This window comes from Citrobacter sp. wls619 (assembly GCF_005281345.1).
Classification (GTDB): domain Bacteria; phylum Pseudomonadota; class Gammaproteobacteria; order Enterobacterales; family Enterobacteriaceae; genus Citrobacter.
In genome coordinates, this window is record NZ_SZXJ01000064.1 from 58,305 (window position 1) to 79,235 (window position 20,931).

Here is a 20,931-nt window from a genome sequence, read left to right on the forward strand (position 1 = left end):
ACCAGGCTGTTAGCCCTTCAGGCCCAAACGTTCACCCTGGTAGCTGCCATCCTGCACGGGTTTCCACCAGGCCTCATTTGCCAGATACCATTGCACGGTTTTACGCATGCCACTTTCAAACGTTTCCTGCGGCACCCAGCCAAGTTCACGCGCAATTTTCGACGCATCAATGGCATAGCGCAGATCATGGCCTGGGCGATCTTCAACATAGGTGATCAATTCACGATACCGCATAACACCTTGTGGTTTTTGCGGCGCCAGTTCTTCCAACAAGCTGCAAATCGTTTCGACCACGTCCAGGTTTTTACGCTCGTTATGACCACCAATATTATAGGTCTCGCCAACCGCGCCAGTTGTCGCGACGCAATAGAGCGCCCGGGCATGATCTTCCACATACAGCCAGTCACGAATCTGCTGTCCGTTGCCGTACACCGGCAGAGGTTTTCCCGCCAGTGCATTGAGTATCATCAGCGGGATCAATTTTTCCGGGAAATGGTAGGGGCCATAATTGTTGGAGCAGTTAGTTATTAACGTTGGCAGCCCGTAGGTGCGCAACCAGGCACGCACCAGATGATCGCTACTGGCCTTTGACGCGGAATAAGGACTACTCGGTGCATACGGCGTCGTTTCGGTAAAGAAATCATCCGTAGAATGCAGGTCGCCATACACCTCGTCGGTTGATATATGGTGGAAACGAAATGCCTGCTTTTTATCATCGGTTAACACGTTCCAGTATGCGCGAGCGGCTTCCAGCAACGTGTAGGTCCCGACAATATTGGTTTCAATAAATGCGGCGGGGCCATCGATAGAACGATCGACATGACTTTCTGCCGCCAGGTGCATCACGCAATCCGGCTGATACTGTTGAAACACGTTGTCGAGCGCCAGGCGATCGCAGATATCCACGCGTTCAAAGGCAAAACGGGCATTCTGTGCAACCGGCGCCAGCGACATCAGGTTTCCGGCATAGGTTAGCTTATCAACCACAACCACGGCATCCCGAGTCTCATTAATGATGTGACGCACAACCGCTGAGCCAATAAATCCTGCACCACCGGTAACCAGAATTCGTTTCATTAGCGCCAGACTCCTTTGGTATCAACCACGTATTGCTGGTGCACCGCATCGCCTTTAATCGCTTTAAATTCATTATGGTCAACCAACATCACCAGCACATCGGCACTTGCCAACGCAGCATCCAGTTTCGCCAGTTGGCACAGGCCATCCAGTTTTTTCGGCAACTGATGGATATTCGGTTCAACCACCCACGTCTCGCCGCTGTGCCAGCGTGCGATACTTTGTGCCACCCCCATTGCCGGGCTTTCACGTAAATCGTCAATGTTTGGTTTGAACGCCAGACCAAAACAGGCAATTTTTACGTCGCTGGCACGTTTATTGGTCTCCGTCAGACAATCCGCTACAGCGGCTTTTACCCGATCGACAACCCAATGAGGCTTACTGTCATTTACCTCACGTGCGGTGCGGATCAATCTCGCCTGCTGCGGGTTCTGTGCCACAATAAACCACGGGTCGACCGCGATACAGTGTCCGCCGACGCCAGGTCCAGGCTGCAAAATATTAACCCGCGGGTGACGGTTCGCCAGACGGATCAGTTCCCAGACGTTAATCCCCTGATCGGCGCAAATCAGCGACAGTTCATTAGCAAAGGCAATGTTGACATCGCGGAAGCTGTTTTCGGTCAACTTGCACATTTCTGCGGTGCGGGCGTTAGTCACCACGCATTCACCTTCGAGGAAGATGTTGTACAGTTCGCTGGCACGCGTAGAGCAGACGGGGGTCATTCCGCCAATCACACGATCATTTTTAATCAGTTCAACCATCACCTGGCCTGGCAGCACGCGCTCCGGACAATAAGCAATGTTCACATCAGCCTGTTCCCCCGCCTGCTGCGGGAAAGTCAGATCAGGGCGCATTTCTGCAAGCCATGCTGCCATCTGTTCCGTTGCCCCGACGGGTGACGTCGATTCAAGGATCACCAACGCCCCTTTTTTCAGCACCGGCGCAAGCGACTTCGCTGCGGCTTCAACATAGACCATATCGGGTTCATGCTCCCCCTTGAAGGGGGTCGGCACAGCAATCAGATAAGCGTCTGCTTCAACAGGTGTCGTAACCGCACGCAGAAAGCCATTTTCGACTGCTGTTTTCACCACAGCGCCCAAATCAGGTTCAACGATGTGGATTTCACCGCGGTTAATGGTATCCACCGCATGTTGATTTACATCTACGCCAATAACATGTTTTTGACGGGAAGCAAAAGCGGCCGCCGTTGGCAGTCCGATATAACCCAGCCCAATGACAGAAATGGTCGTAAAACTCATAGCGATATCCGATTATTTTTTAACGCGTGTAAAATGCGGCCACATGCCTGCCCATCACCATACGGATTATGGGCGCGGCTCATGGTCTGATATTCATTTTCGTCATGCAGCAAGCGCGTGACTTCTGCCACAATACGCTGAGGGTCAGTCCCAACCAGACGTACTGTACCTGCGGTAATAGCTTCTGGCCGTTCCGTTGTTTCGCGCATCACCAACACAGGTTTACCCAGAGAAGGCGCTTCCTCCTGAATCCCGCCAGAATCGGTAAGGATAAGCCAGGCATGATTCATCAGCCAGACGAATGGCAGATAGTCCTGCGGTTCAATGAGTATCACGTTCTCAACGTGGCCCAGAATACGATTTACTGGCTCGCTAACGTTGGGGTTCAGGTGTACCGGATAGACAATCTGTACATTCTGATTAGCCGCGGCAATTTCCGCCAGTGCATGGCAGATTTGCTCAAAACCGCGACCAAAGCTTTCCCGACGATGACCGGTCACCAGGATCATCTTCTTATCCGCATCCAGGAAAGGATAGCGCTCAGCCAGTTCAGCGCGCAGCGCTTCATTTCCGAGTACACGATCGCGAACCCAGATCAACGCATCAATGACCGTGTTCCCCGTGACAAAAATACGGTCATCCGGAATGGTTTCACGCAACAGGTTTTGCCGTGAATTTTCAGTGGGGGAAAAGTGATACATGGCCAGGCGTCCGGTCAGTGTACGGTTTGCCTCTTCCGGCCAGGGAGAATAGAGATCGCCCGTTCGCAACCCGGCCTCAACATGTCCCACCGGAATACGTTGATAAAACGCGGCCAGACTGGTAGCAAGGGTTGTTGTTGTGTCACCGTGGACTAACACCACATCAGGTTTGAACTCAGCGAGGATTGGCTTTAATCCTTCCAGAATTCGACAGGTAATTTCTGTCAGTCCCTGACCTGGCTGCATAATATTGAGATCGTAGTCAGGTACGATGGAAAAGAGGTGCAATACCTGATCGAGCATCTCCCGATGCTGTGCAGTGACGCAAACTTTCGCGTCGAAATCAGGATCTTTAGCCAGCGCATGAACCAGAGGAGCCATCTTAATGGCCTCCGGTCGCGTACCAAATACAGTCAGTACTTTCACATCGATTCTCTTCGGATTGGCAGTGAGAGCCCAGCCCCTCACTGCAACGGTATTGCTAAATCGAACGGCGACGGGTTAAGGCAACACCAGCACCGATCAGGGCCCCAACGATGCCCCACATAATCATCAGGAAGGCACGACGTGGGCTATCACGTTTTACCGGTTCTTCCGGCGTCCGCAAATAACGATAGGTCTGAAAACGCGGATCCAGGGTCGGTCCTACGTTCAGCGTGTTCAGCATGGCCCTGTTTTGAAAATAGTCCATATCAAAATCTGGGCCAACAGATTGCAGGTTTTCGAGTCGCGCCTGCAGCATAGGGCGTCCGAGTAAAAACAACTCAGAATCAGGCAACTCTTCAGCAGGGACATCAGTAGAAGTACGCGAAATATTATGCTGCTCAGCAATTTTGAGCGCTTGTTCAATGTTATGAACACGGCGAGAGAAAATCGATTTTGCTACCTCTTCCTGCCGTTTGACCTGCGCTTTCATTTGCACCGTCCGCGCGGCCCATGCGCCTTTCAGCTCATCATTCAGATGACGTGCTGCGCGTTGGCTGGCAAAGGCCACATACTGGCGCAGCAGATTGTTGGCATCAGGTGCCGTTTCCGCAATAAGCTTCACGCTATCATTGGTGTTCCGCAACGCATCACCAGGCATAAACTGAATGTTATTGATCAGTTCATCCAGCAGCGCGGCATCGGCTTTACTGTTTCCGACCATGCGCTGCTTGTAATAATCAGTCTGCTGCCAGAATTCACGACGCGTATCCCAGGAAGCAAGCTGCATGATAAATTCTTTATAGGCTTCATCCATCACCGACGGCTGGTCCGTTGACGCGAGGCTGGCCTTAATATCCAGGTTGCGCAGGAACTGTTGTTGAGAGTAATAGCCCCCCAGCATATTCACCGTAGGCTTGTCTGAAATAGCCGTTGCGCTCCACTCCTGGCGGGCGAAAAAAGTATAGGCGAGAGCAACAAGTGCAAATGCGAGCGCCATACCGACAATCCACACCTTCCCTGCCCATAAGGTACGAAACAACCCACGGATATCCAGTTCATTTTCAGCGCTCACGGCGTCTTCCCCCGGTAATGGTTGTGTCATCGCATCCTCAATTCACTTGGTTAAGTTTGGTTTGCCTTCACGAATTCTTCGCAGTCTGCGCTTCACTCGCTTGATAAATCTCGCCACTTTCCAGGCACGCTTGATACAGTATCCGTAGAGGCCAAATGCCATTAAAAACAGCACCAGCATGGCCCATTCCGGAACCAAACGGAAATATTCAGCCAGCACACCGATGGATGCCAGCACGGCCGCCGCCAGCGTAATCAGAACAAATGCCTGGCGGGAAGTAAACCCTGCCCGCATCACCAAATGATGAATGTGCTGGCGATCGGCTGAGAACGGGCTCATGCCCTTACGCAAACGGCGGTACATGATTGCCACCATATCCATTAACGGGATGGCGATAATCCACAGTGCGGTAACTGGACTTATAGGATGTGTTTTGCCCTGCGTGGTTTCCAGCAGGATCCAGATGATGGTAAAACCAATCAGCGTACTGCCGGCATCACCCATGAAGACTTTATAACGGCGCCCAAGAACGCCCAGATTCAGCAGAATATAAGGCAGAATGGCGGCGATCATCGCAAAACACCATACGGCCAGACTCGTCTGCCCATCGAACCACAGGATAAACCCCATCGCCGCGAATGAAACGCTGGACAACCCACCTAACAGGCCGTCAATGCCGTCCACCATATTGAAAGCATTAATTGCCGCCCAGACGGCAAACAGCGTCAGTAAATAGCCAAACGGACCAAGAATCATCTCCCAGGGGCCAAAAATATACCCAAGGCTAAGCAGATAGAGTTTGCCAACCGACATCATGATAATGCCGATCGCGGCCTGGATAGTTGCGCGAATTTTTACACTGATATCAAAACGATCGTCCAGCGCGCCAACCAAAACCAGCACGCCAGCACAGGCCAGATAGAGAGAAGCATGCGGGATGTAATAATCAGCAATCACAAACGTAAAGCAAATACCTGCGTAAGCCGAAATCCCCCCAACCAGCGGGATCAATCCTTGATGCCGTTTGCGAAAGTTGGGTTTATCCACTAAACCAATCTTTTTTGCGACCTTACGCGCAAAAAAAAGAAACAGTGTTGTGAATAAAAAAATACTGATGAGATCAGTGCTTACTGTCAGTAAATTCACAATGCATGCTCTCAGAGAAAATTAATAGCAGAAGTATAACCACGAAGACCTTTATTCAGAAGGGAAACCCGTCTCCATATCCGATGGTTCTGTATAATTATCAACCACAAGATACAAATTACGAATCTTTTTCAACCTGGCGGTATGTCATACCGTATTATTGTTATTGTGTCGTTAAGATTACAGGCATAAAAGCAAAACGCCACGTAAAAACGTGGCGTTTTCGGATGATGCCTGAATTATGAGCGCTTCATCATATCGAAGAAGTCATCATTGGTCTTGGTCATCGCCAGCTTGTTAATGAGGAACTCCATTGCATCAATTTCACCCATCGGATGGATGATTTTGCGCAGGATCCACATTTTCTGCAGCTCTTCCTGGGTGGTAAGCAGCTCTTCTTTACGGGTACCGGAACGATTGTAGTCGATAGCCGGGAAGACGCGTTTTTCAGCGATCTTACGAGAGAGGTGCAGTTCCATGTTGCCGGTACCTTTAAACTCTTCGTAGATAACTTCATCCATTTTAGAGCCGGTATCGATAAGCGCAGTCGCGATGATGGTCAGGCTGCCGCCCTCTTCCACGTTACGTGCCGCACCGAAGAAACGCTTCGGACGGTGCAGGGCGTTAGCGTCCACACCACCGGTCAGGACTTTACCGGAAGCCGGAACCACGGTGTTGTAAGCACGCGCCAAACGCGTGATGGAGTCGAGCAGGATGATAACGTCTTTCTTATGTTCAACCAGACGTTTCGCCTTCTCGATTACCATTTCCGCAACCTGAACGTGGCGAGATGCGGGTTCGTCAAAGGTAGAAGCTACAACTTCACCTTTAACCAGACGCTGCATCTCGGTCACTTCTTCCGGACGTTCGTCAATCAGCAGAACCATCAGCACACAGTCCGGGTGGTTGTAGGCAATGCTCTGCGCAATGTTCTGCAGCAGCATGGTTTTACCCGCTTTCGGCGGTGCCACAATCAGACCACGTTGACCACGACCGATCGGCGATGCCAGATCCAGTACGCGCGCCGTTAAGTCCTCGGTAGAACCATTACCACGCTCCATACGCAGACGGGAGTTTGCGTGCAGCGGCGTTAAGTTTTCGAAGAGGATTTTGTTACGGGCGTTTTCCGGTTTGTCGTAGTTAACTTCGTTAACTTTCAACAGCGCAAAATAGCGTTCACCTTCTTTCGGCGGGCGAATCTTACCAGAAATGGTATCACCAGTGCGGAGGTTGAAACGGCGGATTTGGCTTGGAGAAACGTAGATGTCATCAGGACCGGCGAGGTAGGAGCTGTCTGCAGAGCGGAGGAAACCAAATCCATCCTGCAATATCTCCAGCACACCGTCACCAAAGATATCTTCGCCACTCTTTGCGTGCTGCTTCAGGATGGCAAAAATAATGTCCTGCTTGCGCATACGAGCCAGGTTTTCAAGGCCCATATTTTCGCCGAGAGTGATCAGCTCAGAAACCGGCGTATTCTTTAATTCGGTAAGATTCATAATGGTGTGAGTTCTTAAACTTGGGGTAAATCTCGAACTTAATGTTGTGAATGGTATGGCAGGGTCATCCATGCCTGTTTACGGCCATCGACTCATGTCTGTTCGCTGTCTGGTCACAGGAAAGTACGCAGAACTGAAACGACAAGACGGATTGAGTGACAAGGCCCTGAATCTGTCTACTTCACGCACGAGAAACAACGGGAAGTATTGGATAAAGCTAGATTCAAACTTAATAAGGTATGTTTAATACGAAGTCAACACTAACTTAGCACGACTCAAGTCGGGCGTCCAGTCATCCGAATCATTTCGAAGTATGGCCGCCCGATCATGATACTTCCTTACGCTAAGTTAGCGTCGAGGAACTCTTTCAACTGACCTTTGGACAGTGCACCAACTTTAGTCGCCGCAACTTCACCGTTTTTAAACAGCAGAAGGGTCGGGATGCCACGAATACCATACTTCGGCGCGGTGCCTGGGTTTTGGTCAATGTTCAGTTTAGCAACCGTCAATTTGCCCTGATATTCGTCAGCGATTTCATCCAGAATCGGAGCGATCATTTTGCACGGACCGCACCACTCTGCCCAGAAATCAACGAGGATAGCTCCGTCCGCTTTGAGTACATCCGTGTCAAAACTGTCGTCAGTCAGGTGAATAATTTTATCGCTCATAATAACTCCACAGGAATAAGCCTGGTGTGTTGGTGTTTACACATCATCCTTCAAGCCGCCTTTTTGTTGGCTGTGCGCTGCGTCCTGGTCACGTACTCAATACGCTTCTTTGGACCCATTCACTTGCCATCTCGACGCATCATGAATGAATTGTGTACAGTATTAACCAACTAAAGGTTGACTTTATTTCACCGGATACGCTTTCGTAAAGCAATAGTAAGCTGATATTCTACCACACTATGAGCAAAACACATTTAACAGAACAGAAGTTTTCCGACTTCGCCCTGCACCCAAAGGTGATAGAAGCCCTTGAAAATAAAGGGTTTCATAACTGCACGCCCATTCAGGCCCTCGCGCTGCCGCTTACGCTGGCAGGCCGTGATGTTGCAGGGCAGGCGCAAACCGGTACCGGAAAAACGATGGCGTTCCTTACGTCAACGTTTCATTATCTTCTCTCTCATCCCGCGATTGCCGATCGCAAGGTGAACCAACCGCGTGCGTTAATTATGGCGCCAACGCGTGAGCTAGCCGTGCAGATCCACGCCGACGCTGAGCCGCTGGCACAGACCACCGGTCTGAAATTAGGCCTGGCTTATGGCGGTGATGGCTATGACAAACAGCTGAAAGTGCTGGAAAGCGGCGTCGATATTCTTATCGGCACGACTGGTCGTCTCATTGACTACGCAAAACAGAACCATATCAACCTGGGCGCGATTCAGGTCGTGGTACTGGACGAAGCCGATCGTATGTACGATCTTGGCTTTATAAAAGACATTCGTTGGCTGTTCCGCCGTATGCCGCCAACCACTCAACGCCTGAACATGCTGTTTTCCGCAACGCTCTCTTACCGCGTTCGTGAACTGGCGTTTGAACAGATGAACAACGCCGAGTACGTTGAAGTCGAACCGGAACAGAAGACGGGCCACCGTATTAAAGAAGAACTCTTCTATCCTTCAAACGAAGAGAAAATGCGTTTGCTGCAAACGCTGATTGAAGAAGAGTGGCCAGATCGCGCCATTGTTTTTGCTAACACCAAACATCGCTGTGAAGAGATCTGGGGCAGTCTTGCTGCTGACGGACATCGCGTAGGTCTTCTTACCGGTGACGTGGCACAGAAAAAACGCCTGCGTATCCTAGATGAGTTCACCCGTGGCGATCTCGATATTCTCGTCGCAACCGATGTCGCGGCGCGTGGCCTGCACATCCCAGCCGTAACGCACGTGTTTAACTATGACCTGCCGGATGACTGTGAAGATTACGTCCACCGTATTGGTCGTACGGGTCGTGCTGGCGCAAGTGGTCATTCTATTAGCCTGGCTTGTGAAGAGTACGCGCTGAATTTACCTGCAATCGAGACCTACATTGGCCACTCGATTCCGGTCAGCAAGTACAACCCGGACGCACTAATGACTGACCTGCCGAAGCCGCTGCGCCTGACGCGCCCACGCCCAGGCAATGGCCCGCGTCGTACCGGCGGTGCTCCGCGTAATCGTCGTCGTTCAGGTTAAGAAAAGTTATGCCATACACAAAATCATTTAGCCTGTATCAAGGCGGCAAGAAAACGAATCCCGATGAGCTTACTTTCGTCAGTGATTCGGGTGAGAGAACGCAGCCAACACAGATACAGGTTGAAGGATGAAGTGTATGAATTCTACTTCGCTGTATGCGGCAATCGATCTCGGCTCTAATAGTTTTCATATGCTGGTCGTACGCGAGGTGGCGGGAAGCATCCAGACGCTCACACGTATCAAACGCAAGGTGCGTCTGGCTGCCGGCCTGAACAACGACAACGTTCTCTCCGCTGAAGCCATGGAACGCGGCTGGCAATGCCTGCGCCTGTTTGCGGAACGTCTGCAGGATATCCCGCAACCGCAAATCCGCGTCGTCGCCACCGCGACACTGCGTATTGCCGTAAACGCCAACGCGTTTATCGCTAAAGCGCAAGAGATCCTCGGCTGTCCTGTCCAGGTAATTAGCGGCGAAGAAGAAGCCCGACTGATTTATCAGGGTGTCGCCCATACGACCGGCGGAGCCGATCAGCGCCTGGTCGTTGATATTGGCGGCGCCAGTACGGAACTGGTCACCGGTTCCGGCGCACAAACCACCTCCTTGTTTAGTCTGTCAATGGGCTGCGTTACCTGGCTCGAACGGTACTTCACCGATCGTAATCTGGCGCAGGAAAATTTTGACGAAGCAGAGAAGGCGGCGCGTGAGGTTCTACGCCCGGTAGCAGATAAACTGCGCTTTCATGGCTGGAAAGTTTGTGTTGGTGCCTCAGGTACCGTACAGGCGCTACAGGAAATCATGATGGCGCAGGGAATGGATGAGCGTATTACGCTGGCAAAACTCCAGCAGTTAAAACAGCGCGCCATTCATTGTGGACGTCTGGAAGAGCTGGAAATAGAGGGCCTAACGCTGGAACGCGCACTGGTGTTCCCCAGCGGACTGGCCATTCTGATCGCCATTTTCACCGAACTGAACATTCAGTGCATGACCCTCGCCGGCGGTGCATTACGCGAAGGTCTGGTCTACGGTATGCTGCACCTGCCAGTGGATCAGGATATTCGCAGCCGTACGCTGCGTAATATTCAGCGCCGTTTTATGGTTGACACCGATCAGGCGAACCGCGTCGCACAGTTGGCTGCCCATTTCTTCGATCAGGTGAAAGATGAGTGGCATCTTGAAGCCATTAGTCGCGAACTGCTGCAAAGTGCCTGTCAATTGCATGAGATAGGGCTGAGCGTGGAATATAAGCAAGCACCACTGCATGCTGCCTGGCTGGTACGCAATCTCGATCTCCCGGGATTTACCCCCGCGCAAAAAAAACTGCTAGCCACGCTGTTATTAAACCAGACCAACCCAGTCGATCTCTCTTCGCTCCACCAGCAAAATGCCGTACCCCCGCGTATCGCTGAGCACCTTTGCCGTTTGCTACGCCTGGCGATCATCTTCGCCGCTCGCCGTCGCGATGATTTAGTGCCGGAAGTTCATTTGGATGCAAGAGATGAACACCTTACGGTAACGCTGCCTGCCGGATGGCTGGCGCATCACCCACTGGGTAAAGAACTCATCGATCAAGAAAGCCAGTGGCAAAGCTATGTTCACTGGCCTTTAGAAGTGCACTAAACTTCAAGTATTGCCGGATGGCGCTACGCTTATCCGGCCTACAAAAACCTACTTCGCTTTTGCTTTCGCCATCATGGCCCGAATACTCGCGATACTGGCTTGCCCCTTTTGCATCCGCTCCTCAGCGCTCACCACTTTACGCTCCTGTTCCCAGATTACATCATCCTGTGGCAGTTCCAGCAGGAAACGGCTCGGCTCCGGGCGCACCAGCTCCCCGTATTGACGGCGCTCCTTGCACAACGTGAAGATAAGCTCTTTCTGTGCGCGGGTAATGCCGACGTAGGCCAGACGACGCTCTTCATCAATGTTGTCTTCATCAATGCTGCTCTGATGGGGTAAAAAGCCCTCTTCCATTCCCACCATAAACACATAGGGGAACTCCAGCCCTTTTGAAGCATGTAGCGTCATCAGCTGCACCTGATCCAACTCTTCTTCGCTTTCACCACGCTCCATCATGTCGCGCAGGGTAAAACGGGTAACAACCTGAGTCAGGGTCATCGGCTCTTCCAGATCGCTGCCTTCCAGCATCTCCGTCATCCAACTGAACAGCGTGTTGACGTTCTTCATACGCATTTCCGCCGCTTTCGGACTCGGCGAAGTCTCATACAGCCAGGATTCGTAATCAATGCCATGGATCAGGTCACGCACGGCGGCAATCGGTTCACGCTCCGCGAGGCGCTGGATTTCCCCCAGCCAGTGCGTAAAGCGGGTTAGAGAATCATAACCGCGCCCGGTCAGCGTCTGGCTAAGCCCCATATCAAAACTGGCGGTAAACAGGCTTTTATTACGCGTCATGGCCCACTCTCCCAACTTTTGCAGGGTCGCCGGGCCGATCTCACGCTTCGGTGTATTAACAATACGCAGAAACGCGCTGTCATCATCCGGGTTGCTCAGCACACGCAGGTAGGCGAGCAGATCTTTGATTTCCGGACGCGAGAAAAACGATGTCCCCCCGGAAATTTTGTACGGGATACGGTTCTGCATCAGGAATTTTTCGAACACCCGTGACTGGTGGTTGCCGCGATACAGGATCGCATAGTCCTTATACTGCGTCTTATTCACGAAGTGATGAGCAATCAACTCCCCAGTCACGCGTTCCGCTTCATGCTCTTCGTTGTTGGCACTCAGTACTTTCAACTCAGGTCCGTAGCCCAGCTCAGAAAACAACCGCTTTTCAAATACGTGCGGGTTATTGGCAATGAGAATGTTCGCGGCCTTCAGGATACGTCCGGAAGAACGGTAGTTCTGCTCCAGCTTAACCACCTGCAGCGCCGGAAAATCTTTGCTTAGCAGTACCAGGTTTTGCGGACGCGCACCACGCCACGAGTAAATCGACTGATCGTCATCACCCACGACGGTGAAGCGTGCACGGCTGCCCACCAATAACTTCACCAACTCGTACTGGCTGGTGTTGGTATCCTGATATTCATCCACCAGCAGGTAGCGAATCTTGTTTTGCCAGCGCTCACGTACCTCTTCATTACGTTGAAGCAGAAGCGTCGGGAGTAAGATCAGATCGTCAAAGTCGAGAACGTTACACGCCTTCATATGCGCGTCGTACAGACCATAGCAGTGCGCGAAAATACGATCGCGTTCGCCTTTAGCGCTGGCTGCTGCCTGCGCCGGGGTCATCAGATCGTTTTTCCAGTTGGAGATCGTCGAGATCAGCTGTTGGAGGATCAGTTTATCGTCCTCAATTAACCCTTCGGTCAGCTCCTTAAGCAGAGCGACCTGATCGGTATCGTCAAACAGCGAGAAGTTCGACTTCATCCCCAACGCCGCAAATTCACGCTTGATGATATCCAGCCCCAGGGTGTGGAAGGTGGAAATCATCAGCCCACGCGCCTCTTTACGTCCCAGCGTCTGCGCCACACGCTCTTTCATTTCACGTGCGGCCTTATTGGTAAAAGTCACCGCCGCGATATGCCGCGCCTGATAGCCACAAACGCGGATCAGGTGCGCAATTTTATTGGTAATAACGCGCGTCTTACCGGAACCCGCTCCCGCCAGCACCAGGCAAGGGCCAGTGACGAATTCGACGGCTTGTTGTTGTCCGGGGTTTAAACGCATAGGGGCATTGCTCAATCTGTAAACACGGGGGTGTGGATTGTAGCAGAAAGTCAGGCTGAGATTTACCCGCCGAATGGTAAAGTGTTGGGTAGCAAATAACGATAAGAGTGACCTTATGGCAAAGAGCGCGGCAGCCCTGCACATCCTGGTAAAAGAAGAAAAACTGGCGCTGGAGATCCTCAGCAAACTGGAGCGAGGAATCAGCTTCGATCATCTGGCAAAACGCTATTCCCGTTGCCCTTCCGGGCGCAACGGTGGCGATCTTGGCGAATTTAAGCAGGGGATGATGGTGGGGCCATTCGACGCCGCCGTTTTTAGCTGCCCGCTACTTAAGCCTTTCGGGCCGGTCAAAACCAAATTTGGCTATCACATCATCAAAGTGCTGTATCGGCGATAAGCCATGCTAAAATCGCCAGCCTTACAGACTCGCTTATAGAAAGGCTCGATCATGGCAAAAACAGCAGCAGCAGTGCATATCCTGGTGAAAGAAGAGAAACTGGCACTGGATCTTCTGGAACAGATTAAAAACGGCGCCGATTTCGGCAAGCTGGCGAAGAAGCACTCCATCTGCCCATCGGGCAAACGCGGCGGTGACTTAGGTGAATTCCGCCAGGGCCAGATGGTTCCAGCGTTTGATAAAGTGGTCTTCTCCTGCCCAGTGCTGGAGCCAACCGGCCCGCTGCATACTCAGTTCGGTTACCACATCATTAAGGTGTTGTACCGTAACTAAGGTGTATCCCCGGCGTCGGCGTTGCCTCGTCCGGGCTACCGATCGTTCGTAGCCCGGACGAGGCAACGCCGGATTTTTATTTCTGCGATTGCAGCGTCTGCTGGGCGTTATGCTTCATCACGTGGGTGCTAACCGCCGCCTGGAACACCTTAAACATCAGGCCGTTAATCAGCGTGGTGATAGTAATCACGATAAACGCCGTCATCACCCAGTCAATCAGCGCAAACCCGCTGTTCAACAGCGCCGGGCGATATACCGCCATCCCGCCAAATACCACCCAGTGGCTTAAGCAATAGAAGCAGTGGAATAAGTGCCCCATCAGCGCGTTCTTTTCCGTCGTCCATTCGCGAAACGCGGCAAACAGCTCCGTCTGCGTCACCGTCATCGAAATACTGCTCGCCGCCATCGCAATCATCAGGCAGGTGGTTAAATTTTCAATCATGGTCGTGGCCTTTGTCGTTGAAGTAGCTAATAAATTCGCTGCCGATATCCTGTAGCGTCAGGCATTTAAAACGATCGAGGATCAGCGTCTGCGCATCGGCGAGCGTCTCTGACATCACCCGGTTTACCCCCTGTTCTACCAGGCACTGCGGGTTTTCGCTGCGGTTGCCCAACGCAAACAGCGCCGGTTCGCCGAGCGCCATGTAGATATCGTAAAGCGTGATGTCGCTAACCGGCCGACACAGCCGCCAGCCGCCGTGGTGCCCCTTAGTGGCACAGACAATGTTGTTTTCCCTGAGCCCGGCAAGCAGCTTGCGGATGAATGCCGGATTGCCGTCGATAAAGGCAGCCATCTGTTCGGATGTCAGAGGTTTGTCCATCTGCTCCAGGTGAAGCAGGATGTGCAGCGTTGCTGAGAATGAGTTATTTGTTTTCATGTAACTTACAATATTACATAAGATGGATATGAGCAATCCCAGAAATGATCATCTGTACAAATAAAAGCTATCTACATGATAAAAAATGAATTTAGATGATAAGAGAGTGGAGCGAGCGATCCCGTCAAACGCAGATAAAAAAACGGCCCGGTCGCGAGGCGCTGACCGAGCCGGATGATAACGAGGTTTTATTAGCCTGCGACTGCGATACGCTTCATATCGGTCATATAGCCGCGCAGTTTCTTACCAACCTGCTCGATAGCGTGGCCGCGAATAGCTTCGTTCACGTCGCGCAGCTGGGCGTTGTCTACCGCGCCTTCGGCAATTGCTTTGCCCAGATCGCCGGTCTGCAGGGTAGTCATGAACTCTTTCAGCAGCGGTACGCAAGCGTAAGAGAACAGGTAGTTACCGTATTCTGCGGTATCGGAGATAACCACGTTCATTTCGTACAGGCGCTTACGGGCGATGGTGTTCGCAATCAGCGGCAGTTCGTGCAGTGATTCGTAGTAAGCAGACTCTTCGATGATGCCGGAATCCACCATGGTTTCGAACGCCAGCTCAACGCCCGCTTTCACCATCGCAATCATCAGAACACCTTTATCGAAGTATTCCTGCTCGCCGATTTTACCTTCAAACTGCGGTGCGGTTTCGAACGCGGTTTTACCGGTCTCTTCACGCCAGGTCAGCAGTTTCTTATCGTCGTTAGCCCAGTCAGCCATCATGCCGGAAGAGAATTCACCGGAGATGATGTCATCCATGTGTTTCTGGAACAGCGGCGCCATGATCGCTTTCAGCTGTTCTGACAGCGCATAAGCACGCAGTTTTGCCGGGTTGGACAGTCTGTCCATCATCAGGGTGATGCCGCCCTGCTTCAGCGCTTCGGTGATGGTTTCCCAGCCGAACTGAATCAGTTTTTCTGCATAAGCCGGGTCGGTACCTTCTTCCACCAGCTTGTCGAAGCACAGCAGAGAGCCCGCCTGCAGCATACCGCACAGGATAGTCTGCTCGCCCATCAGATCAGATTTCACTTCTGCCACGAAGGAGGATTCCAGTACGCCAGCACGGTGGCCGCCGGTTGCTGCTGCCCACGCTTTAGCGATAGCCATGCCTTCGCCTTTTGGATCGTTTTCCGGATGAACGGCGATCAGCGTTGGTACGCCGAAACCACGTTTGTACTCTTCACGCACTTCGGTACCCGGACACTTCGGCGCCACCATCACTACGGTGATGTCTTTACGGATCTGCTCGCCGACTTCGACGATGTTGAAGCCGTGGGAGTAACCCAGCGCCGCGCCGTCTTTCATCAGCGGCTGTACGGAACGCACAACGTCGGAGTGCTGTTTGTCAGGCGTCAGGTTAACCACCAGATCCGCCTGCGGGATCAGCTCTTCGTAGGTACCCACTTTGAAGCCGTTTTCAGTCGCTTTACGCCAGGAAGCACGTTTCTCAGCAATCGCTTCTTTACGCAGGGCGTAGGAGATATCCAGACCGGAGTCACGCATGTTCAGGCCCTGGTTCAGACCCTGAGCGCCACAGCCGACAATGACCACTTTTTTACCCTGAAGGTAGCTTGCGCCGTCGGCGAATTCTTCGCGGCCCATGAAGCGACATTTGCCCAGCTGAGCCAGCTGCTGACGCAGATTCAGTGTATTAAAGTAGTTAGCCATGATGGTGTACTCCGTGATGTTGTGTGTCTTATTGTTCGGTTCGCGTTTCAGCGAGAATGAACCCACATTACAACAGGAAATTTATTGCGGAAATTGATATATTCACAACGTCACATTGCAATTTATGCAACGTCGAAAACCGGAGACTCGTCTGTGGATTTACGCGATCTGAAAACCTTCCTGCATCTGGCGGAAAGCCGCCATTTTGGCCGCAGCGCGCGGGCGATGCACGTCAGTCCTTCTACGCTTTCCCGGCAGATTCAACGCCTGGAAGAGGATCTTGGCCAGGCGTTATTTGTCCGTGATAACCGCACAGTCACGCTCACCGAGGCGGGCAAAGAGCTGCGTGTATTTGCCCAACAGACGCTGCTGCAGTATCAGCAATTACGCCATACCATTGATCAGCAAGGTCCGTCGTTGTCCGGTGAGCTGCATATCTTCTGCTCGGTCACCGCCGCCTATAGCCACCTGCCGCCGATTCTTGACCGCTTCCGCGCCGAACACCCGTCGGTGGAAATCAAACTCACTACCGGTGATGCCGCCGATGCGATGGATAAAGTGGTCACTGGCGAGGCTGACCTGGCGATTGCCGGAAAGCCGGAAACGCTGCCCGGGGCGGTTGCCTTCTCGATGCTGGAGAATCTGGCGGTGGTGCTGATTGCCCCGGCACTGCCTTGCCCGGTACGCAATCAGATTTCCGTAGAGGAACCTGACTGGTCCACGGTACCCTTTATCATGGCTGACCAGGGGCCGGTTCGCCGCCGTATTGAGCTGTGGTTCCGCCGTCATAAAATCAGCAATCCTTCAATTTACGCCACGGTGGGCGGTCATGAAGCGATGGTCTCAATGGTGGCACTGGGCTGTGGTGTGGCGCTGCTGCCGGAAGTGGTGCTGGAAAATAGCCCTGAACCGGTGCGCAACCGCGTGATGATTTTAGAACGTAGCGATGAGAAAACGCCGTTTGAGCTGGGCGTATGCGCACAAAAAAAGCGGCTGCATGAGCCGCTGATTGATGCTTTCTGGAGCTTGCTACCTGGGCACTAATGCCGGTAGCGGCACAAGCGCCTTATCCGGCCTACCCTGCCAGAAAGAACCTGAACGCAGGGTTATGACTCTCATCATGGCAGTCGTAGCCCAGTTCATTTAGTCGCGTTTCGAAATCAGGTTCATGTTCACCCAGTTCAAACGCCGCCAGAACACGGCCGTAGTCAGTTCCATGACTGCGATAGTGGAACAATGAAATATTCCAGTGCGTACCCAGCGTATGCAGGAACTTCAGCAGCGCCCCCGGCGATTCCGGGAATTCGAAGCTGAACAGCCGCTCCTGCAAGGGTTTTGATGGACGTCCACCGACCATATAGCGCACGTGCAGTTTTGCCATTTCATCGTCGGAAAGGTCCACCACGCTGTAGCCACCCTCGTTGAGCAACTGGAGGATTTCCTTACGCTCTTCCAGACCGCGACTCAGACGTACCCCGACAAAAATACAGGCGTCTTTCGCATCAGCAAAACGGTAGTTAAACTCGGTAACCGAGCGCCCACCCAGCAGTTGGCAGAACTTCAGGAAACTGCCCTTCTCTTCCGGGATGGTCACTGCCAGTAAGGCTTCACGTTGCTCCCCCAACTCGCAGCGTTCAGAAACGTAGCGCAGGCCGTGGAAATTAACGTTAGCGCCGGAAAGCACATGCGCCAGACGCTCGCCGCGAATATTGTGCTGGGCGATGTATTTTTTCATTCCCGCCAGCGCCAGCGCCCCGGAAGGCTCCGCCACCGCACGTACATCCTCGAACAGGTCTTTCATTGCCGCGCAGATAGCATCACTATCGACGGTGATAATGTCATCGAGATACTCCTGGCACAGACGGAAGGTTTCATCACCAATGCGTTTCACCGCCACGCCTTCAGCAAAAAGACCGACACGCGGGAGATCCACCGGATGACCCGCATCCAGCGCCGCTTTCAGGCAGGCAGAATCTTCAGCTTCCACGGCAATCACTTTGATTTGTGGCATCAGCTGTTTGATCAGCACTGCGACACCGGCGGCCAGACCACCGCCGCCGACCGGTACAAAAACGCGATCAAGATGGGCATCCTGCTGCAGTAACTCCAGCGCCAGCGTACCTTGCCCGGCAATCACCATAGGGTGATCGAACGGCGGGACCCAGGTAAAGCCCTGCTGTTGCGACAGCTCAATTGCTTTGGCTTTGGCTTCATCAAAGTTCGCCCCGTGCAGCAATACTTCGCCACCGAAACCGCGCACGGCATCGACTTTGATATCAGCGGTAGCCGTCGGCATGACAATCAGCGCTTTCACACCTAAACGCGCAGAGGAGAACGCCACGCCCTGGGCATGGTTTCCTGCTGATGCAGTGATTACGCCATGCGCTTTCTGCGCTTCAGTCAGTCCCGCCATCATGGCATAGGCTCCGCGCAGCTTGAAACTGTGCACGGGCTGTCGGTCTTCGCGTTTCACCAGAATGACGTTATCGAGGCGCGAAGAGAGCTTGTCCATTTTTTGTAGCGGTGTGACCTGCGCCGCTTCGTACACCGGCGCACGCAGTACCGCTCTGAGATATTCAGCACCTTCCGGCGTGCCGGACAGGGGTTGAGAATCCGCCATGGTCATTATCCCCCGAGTTTCGATTTATCGCGCACCGCACCTTTGTCCGCGCTGGTAGCCAGGCTGGCGTAGGCGCGCAGTGCAAAGGAGACCTGACGCTGACGATCTTTTGGCGTCCAGGCTTTGTCACCACGAGCTTCCTGCGCTTCACGGCGCGCAGCGATTTCCGCATCACTCAGTTGCAGTTGAATGCCACGATTCGGGATATCGATGGCAATCATGTCGCCATCTTCGATAATCGCGATATTACCGCCGCTGGCCGCTTCCGGTGAAACGTGACCGATAGAGAGGCCCGAAGTACCGCCAGAGAAACGGCCATCGGTTATCAGCGCACAGGCCTTGCCCAGACCCATCGATTTCAGGAAGGTGGTTGGGTAAAGCATTTCCTGCATCCCTGGTCCGCCTTTCGGCCCTTCATAGCGAATTACCACCACGTCGCCGGCAACCACTTTGCCGCCAAGAATAGCCTCAACCGCATCGTCCTGGCTTTCATAGACTTTTGCCGGGCCGGTGAATTTCAGGATGCTGTCATCCACGCCTGCGGTTTTCACGATGCAGCCGTTTTCCGCGAAGTTACCGTACAACACAGCCAGGCCGCCGTCTTTGCTGTAGGCGTGTTCCAGCGAGCGGATACAACCTTCGGCACGATCGTCATCCAGCGTATCCCAACGGCAGTCCTGCGAGAACGCCTGGGTGGTACGGATGCCGGCCGGGCCTGCGCGGAACATCTTTTTCACCGCGTCATCTTTGGTCAGCACCACGTCATACCGATCGAGCGTTTGCGGCAGCGTCAGACCCAACACGTTTTTCACGTCACGGTTCAGCAGGCCTGCTCTGTCCAGTTCGCCTAAAATGCCCAGTACGCCGCCCGCACGGTGCACGTCTTCCATATGATATTTCTGCGTACTCGGCGCCACTTTACACAACTGCGGGACTTTGCGGGACAGCTTGTCGATGTCACTCATAGTGAAGTCGATTTCGGCTTCCTGCGCTGCCGCCAGCAGATGCAGAACGGTGTTGGTGGAGCCGCCCATCGCGATATCCAGGGTCATGGCGTTTTCAAACGCCGCCTTGCTGGCAATGTTGCGCGGCAGAGCGGAAGCGTCATCCTGCTCATAATAGCGTTTGGTCAGCTCGACGATACGCGAACCGGCATTGAGAAACAGTTGCTTACGGTCAGCGTGAGTCGCCAGCAGCGAACCATTACCCGGCTGCGACAGGCCCAGCGCTTCGGTCAGACAGTTCATCGAGTTGGCGGTGAACATCCCCGAGCAGGAGCCGCAAGTCGGACAGGCGGAACGCTCAACCTGTTCGCTTTGTGAGTCGGAGACTTTCGGGTCCGCGCCCTGAATCATCGCATCAACGAGGTCGAGCTTGATGATTTGGTCAGAAAGCTTGGTTTTCCCGGCTTCCATCGGGCCACCGGAAACAAAGATCACCGGAATATTCAGGCGCAAAGAGGCCATTAACATCCCGGGGGTGATTTTGTCGCAGTTGGAGATGCAGACCATCGCATCGGCACAGTGGGCGTTAACCATGTACTCGACCGAATCGGCAATCAGCTCGCGCGACGGCAGTGAATACAGCATGCCCCCGTGGCCCATGGCAATTCCGTCATCCACAGCAATGGTGTTGAACTCTTTTGCCACGCCGCCTGAGGCTTCGATTTGTTCGGCAACCAGTTTACCGAGATCGCGCAGGTGGACATGACCCGGCACAAACTGGGTAAAGGAGTTCACCACAGCGATAATCGGTTTACCGAAGTCGTCATCGGTCATCCCGGTGGCGCGCCACAATGCGCGGGCACCCGCCATATTACGGCCATGGGTGGTGGTGGCAGAACGATACTTAGGCATGCTTGATTAACTCCCGTCTGTCTTTCCCCCGCTTACTTCACGCCGCAGGTGCGTTGACTGCCTCGCTCACCCCAGTCACTTACTACAGTAAGCTCCTGGGACTTGCTGCGTTGCCGTCTTCCTGCAACATGAA

At 53.1% G+C, this 20,931-nt stretch carries 19 protein-coding genes; 5 read left to right on the forward strand and 14 right to left on the reverse strand.

What is annotated here, in order from left to right; translation table 11 throughout:
- Nucleotides 1-9 precede the first annotated feature (9 nt).
- From rffG to trxA, 8 genes are all read right to left on the reverse strand, one after another.
- Complete coding sequence (gene rffG, locus FDX19_RS13945) at nucleotides 10-1,077, reverse strand: dTDP-glucose 4,6-dehydratase (RefSeq protein ID WP_137383180.1); 1,068 nt, start codon at nucleotides 1,075-1,077, stop codon at nucleotides 10-12.
- Nucleotides 1,077-2,339, reverse strand: coding sequence for a UDP-N-acetyl-D-mannosamine dehydrogenase (wecC, locus tag FDX19_RS13950; protein WP_137383181.1), 1,263 nt, complete (start codon nucleotides 2,337-2,339; stop codon nucleotides 1,077-1,079). The genes rffG and wecC overlap by 1 nt, the downstream gene beginning before the upstream one ends.
- Entirely contained in the window at nucleotides 2,336-3,466 is a 1,131-nt protein-coding gene (gene wecB / locus FDX19_RS13955) for a non-hydrolyzing UDP-N-acetylglucosamine 2-epimerase (protein ID WP_048214061.1), read from the reverse strand. Before wecB ends, wecC begins: the two co-directional genes overlap by 4 nt.
- A 55-nt stretch (nucleotides 3,467-3,521) precedes the next feature.
- On the reverse strand, nucleotides 3,522-4,568 hold the full coding sequence (gene wzzE, locus FDX19_RS13960) for an ECA polysaccharide chain length modulation protein (RefSeq protein ID WP_137383182.1): 1,047 nt from the start codon (nucleotides 4,566-4,568) through the stop codon (nucleotides 3,522-3,524).
- A gap of 12 nt (nucleotides 4,569-4,580) precedes the next feature.
- Nucleotides 4,581-5,684, reverse strand: coding sequence for a UDP-N-acetylglucosamine--undecaprenyl-phosphate N-acetylglucosaminephosphotransferase (gene wecA / locus FDX19_RS13965; RefSeq protein WP_005133353.1), 1,104 nt, complete (start codon nucleotides 5,682-5,684; stop codon nucleotides 4,581-4,583).
- 239 nt (nucleotides 5,685-5,923) lie between these two features.
- Nucleotides 5,924-7,183: a transcription termination factor Rho gene (rho, locus tag FDX19_RS13975; RefSeq protein WP_002437993.1), complete on the reverse strand. Its 1,260-nt coding sequence runs from the start codon at nucleotides 7,181-7,183 to the stop codon at nucleotides 5,924-5,926.
- Between the two features lie 78 nt (nucleotides 7,184-7,261).
- The gene (locus FDX19_RS13980) at nucleotides 7,262-7,345 is read right to left on the reverse strand and encodes a rho operon leader peptide (protein ID WP_101743114.1); all 84 of its coding nucleotides are present in this window, start codon (nucleotides 7,343-7,345) and stop codon (nucleotides 7,262-7,264) included.
- A 176-nt stretch (nucleotides 7,346-7,521) separates the two neighbouring features.
- Nucleotides 7,522-7,851 carry a thioredoxin TrxA gene (gene trxA, locus FDX19_RS13985; protein WP_001280776.1) on the reverse strand — a complete coding sequence of 110 codons (330 nt, stop codon included), beginning with the start codon at nucleotides 7,849-7,851 and terminating at the stop codon, nucleotides 7,522-7,524.
- Between the two features lie 239 nt (nucleotides 7,852-8,090).
- Here trxA and rhlB point away from each other — a divergent pair, with 239 nt between their 5' ends.
- Nucleotides 8,091-9,359 (forward strand): ATP-dependent RNA helicase RhlB, encoded by a 1,269-nt coding sequence (rhlB, locus tag FDX19_RS13990; RefSeq protein ID WP_137383183.1) that lies wholly within the window; start codon nucleotides 8,091-8,093, stop codon nucleotides 9,357-9,359.
- A 136-nt stretch (nucleotides 9,360-9,495) separates the two neighbouring features.
- Nucleotides 9,496-10,977, forward strand: coding sequence for a guanosine-5'-triphosphate,3'-diphosphate diphosphatase (gppA, locus tag FDX19_RS13995; protein ID WP_137383184.1), 1,482 nt, complete (start codon nucleotides 9,496-9,498; stop codon nucleotides 10,975-10,977).
- 48 nt (nucleotides 10,978-11,025) lie between these two features.
- On the opposite strand, the gene rep is transcribed toward gppA, so the two are convergent.
- Nucleotides 11,026-13,047, reverse strand: coding sequence for a DNA helicase Rep (rep, locus tag FDX19_RS14000; protein WP_137383185.1), 2,022 nt, complete (start codon nucleotides 13,045-13,047; stop codon nucleotides 11,026-11,028).
- A 115-nt stretch (nucleotides 13,048-13,162) separates the two neighbouring features.
- Between rep and ppiC (FDX19_RS14005) the strand changes: the two genes are divergently transcribed.
- Both ppiC (FDX19_RS14005) and ppiC (FDX19_RS14010) read left to right on the forward strand, forming a co-directional pair.
- The gene (gene ppiC / locus FDX19_RS14005; RefSeq protein WP_035896545.1) at nucleotides 13,163-13,444 is read left to right on the forward strand and encodes a peptidylprolyl isomerase PpiC; all 282 of its coding nucleotides are present in this window, start codon (nucleotides 13,163-13,165) and stop codon (nucleotides 13,442-13,444) included.
- 51 nt (nucleotides 13,445-13,495) lie between these two features.
- Nucleotides 13,496-13,777, forward strand: a complete 282-nt coding sequence (gene ppiC / locus FDX19_RS14010) for a peptidylprolyl isomerase PpiC (protein WP_003017999.1) — start codon at nucleotides 13,496-13,498, stop codon at nucleotides 13,775-13,777.
- 76 nt (nucleotides 13,778-13,853) lie between these two features.
- Here ppiC (FDX19_RS14010) and FDX19_RS14015 read toward each other — a convergent pair whose 3' ends face one another.
- The 3 genes from FDX19_RS14015 to ilvC form a co-directional block, all read right to left on the reverse strand.
- Nucleotides 13,854-14,219: a DUF1360 domain-containing protein gene (locus FDX19_RS14015; RefSeq protein WP_137383186.1), complete on the reverse strand. Its 366-nt coding sequence runs from the start codon at nucleotides 14,217-14,219 to the stop codon at nucleotides 13,854-13,856.
- Nucleotides 14,212-14,655, reverse strand: a complete 444-nt coding sequence (locus FDX19_RS14020) for an Rrf2 family transcriptional regulator (protein ID WP_137383187.1) — start codon at nucleotides 14,653-14,655, stop codon at nucleotides 14,212-14,214. Before FDX19_RS14020 ends, FDX19_RS14015 begins: the two co-directional genes overlap by 8 nt.
- Before the next feature lie 191 nt (nucleotides 14,656-14,846).
- Nucleotides 14,847-16,322: a ketol-acid reductoisomerase gene (ilvC, locus tag FDX19_RS14025; protein ID WP_137383188.1), complete on the reverse strand. Its 1,476-nt coding sequence runs from the start codon at nucleotides 16,320-16,322 to the stop codon at nucleotides 14,847-14,849.
- An 84-nt stretch (nucleotides 16,323-16,406) separates the two neighbouring features.
- On the opposite strand from ilvC, the gene ilvY reads away from it, so the two are divergent.
- Complete coding sequence (gene ilvY, locus FDX19_RS14030) at nucleotides 16,407-17,366, forward strand: HTH-type transcriptional activator IlvY (protein WP_170974383.1); 960 nt, start codon at nucleotides 16,407-16,409, stop codon at nucleotides 17,364-17,366.
- Between the two features lie 31 nt (nucleotides 17,367-17,397).
- Here ilvY and ilvA read toward each other — a convergent pair whose 3' ends face one another.
- Both ilvA and ilvD read right to left on the reverse strand, forming a co-directional pair.
- Entirely contained in the window at nucleotides 17,398-18,942 is a 1,545-nt protein-coding gene (gene ilvA / locus FDX19_RS14035) for a threonine ammonia-lyase, biosynthetic (protein WP_137383190.1), read from the reverse strand.
- 5 nt (nucleotides 18,943-18,947) lie between these two features.
- Nucleotides 18,948-20,798 carry a dihydroxy-acid dehydratase gene (gene ilvD, locus FDX19_RS14040; RefSeq protein ID WP_137383191.1) on the reverse strand — a complete coding sequence of 617 codons (1,851 nt, stop codon included), beginning with the start codon at nucleotides 20,796-20,798 and terminating at the stop codon, nucleotides 18,948-18,950.
- Nucleotides 20,799-20,931: the final 133 nt, after the last annotated feature.

Coding starts and splice junctions, on each gene's coding strand:
- rffG (WP_137383180.1), bottom strand. CDS start 1,077: ATGAAACGAATTCTGGTTACCGGTGGTGCAGGATTTATTGGCTCAGCG.
- ppiC (WP_003017999.1), top strand. CDS start 13,496: ATGGCAAAAACAGCAGCAGCAGTGCATATCCTGGTGAAAGAAGAGAAA.
- FDX19_RS14015 (WP_137383186.1), bottom strand. CDS start 14,219: ATGATTGAAAATTTAACCACCTGCCTGATGATTGCGATGGCGGCGAGC.
- rhlB (WP_137383183.1), top strand. CDS start 8,091: ATGAGCAAAACACATTTAACAGAACAGAAGTTTTCCGACTTCGCCCTG.
- trxA (WP_001280776.1), bottom strand. CDS start 7,851: ATGAGCGATAAAATTATTCACCTGACTGACGACAGTTTTGACACGGAT.
- ilvA (WP_137383190.1), bottom strand. CDS start 18,942: ATGGCGGATTCTCAACCCCTGTCCGGCACGCCGGAAGGTGCTGAATAT.
- rho (WP_002437993.1), bottom strand. CDS start 7,183: ATGAATCTTACCGAATTAAAGAATACGCCGGTTTCTGAGCTGATCACT.
- FDX19_RS14020 (WP_137383187.1), bottom strand. CDS start 14,655: ATGAAAACAAATAACTCATTCTCAGCAACGCTGCACATCCTGCTTCAC.
- rep (WP_137383185.1), bottom strand. CDS start 13,047: ATGCGTTTAAACCCCGGACAACAACAAGCCGTCGAATTCGTCACTGGC.
- wzzE (WP_137383182.1), bottom strand. CDS start 4,568: ATGACACAACCATTACCGGGGGAAGACGCCGTGAGCGCTGAAAATGAA.
- gppA (WP_137383184.1), top strand. CDS start 9,496: ATGAATTCTACTTCGCTGTATGCGGCAATCGATCTCGGCTCTAATAGT.
- ilvD (WP_137383191.1), bottom strand. CDS start 20,798: ATGCCTAAGTATCGTTCTGCCACCACCACCCATGGCCGTAATATGGCG.
- wecC (WP_137383181.1), bottom strand. CDS start 2,339: ATGAGTTTTACGACCATTTCTGTCATTGGGCTGGGTTATATCGGACTG.
- ppiC (WP_035896545.1), top strand. CDS start 13,163: ATGGCAAAGAGCGCGGCAGCCCTGCACATCCTGGTAAAAGAAGAAAAA.
- ilvC (WP_137383188.1), bottom strand. CDS start 16,322: ATGGCTAACTACTTTAATACACTGAATCTGCGTCAGCAGCTGGCTCAG.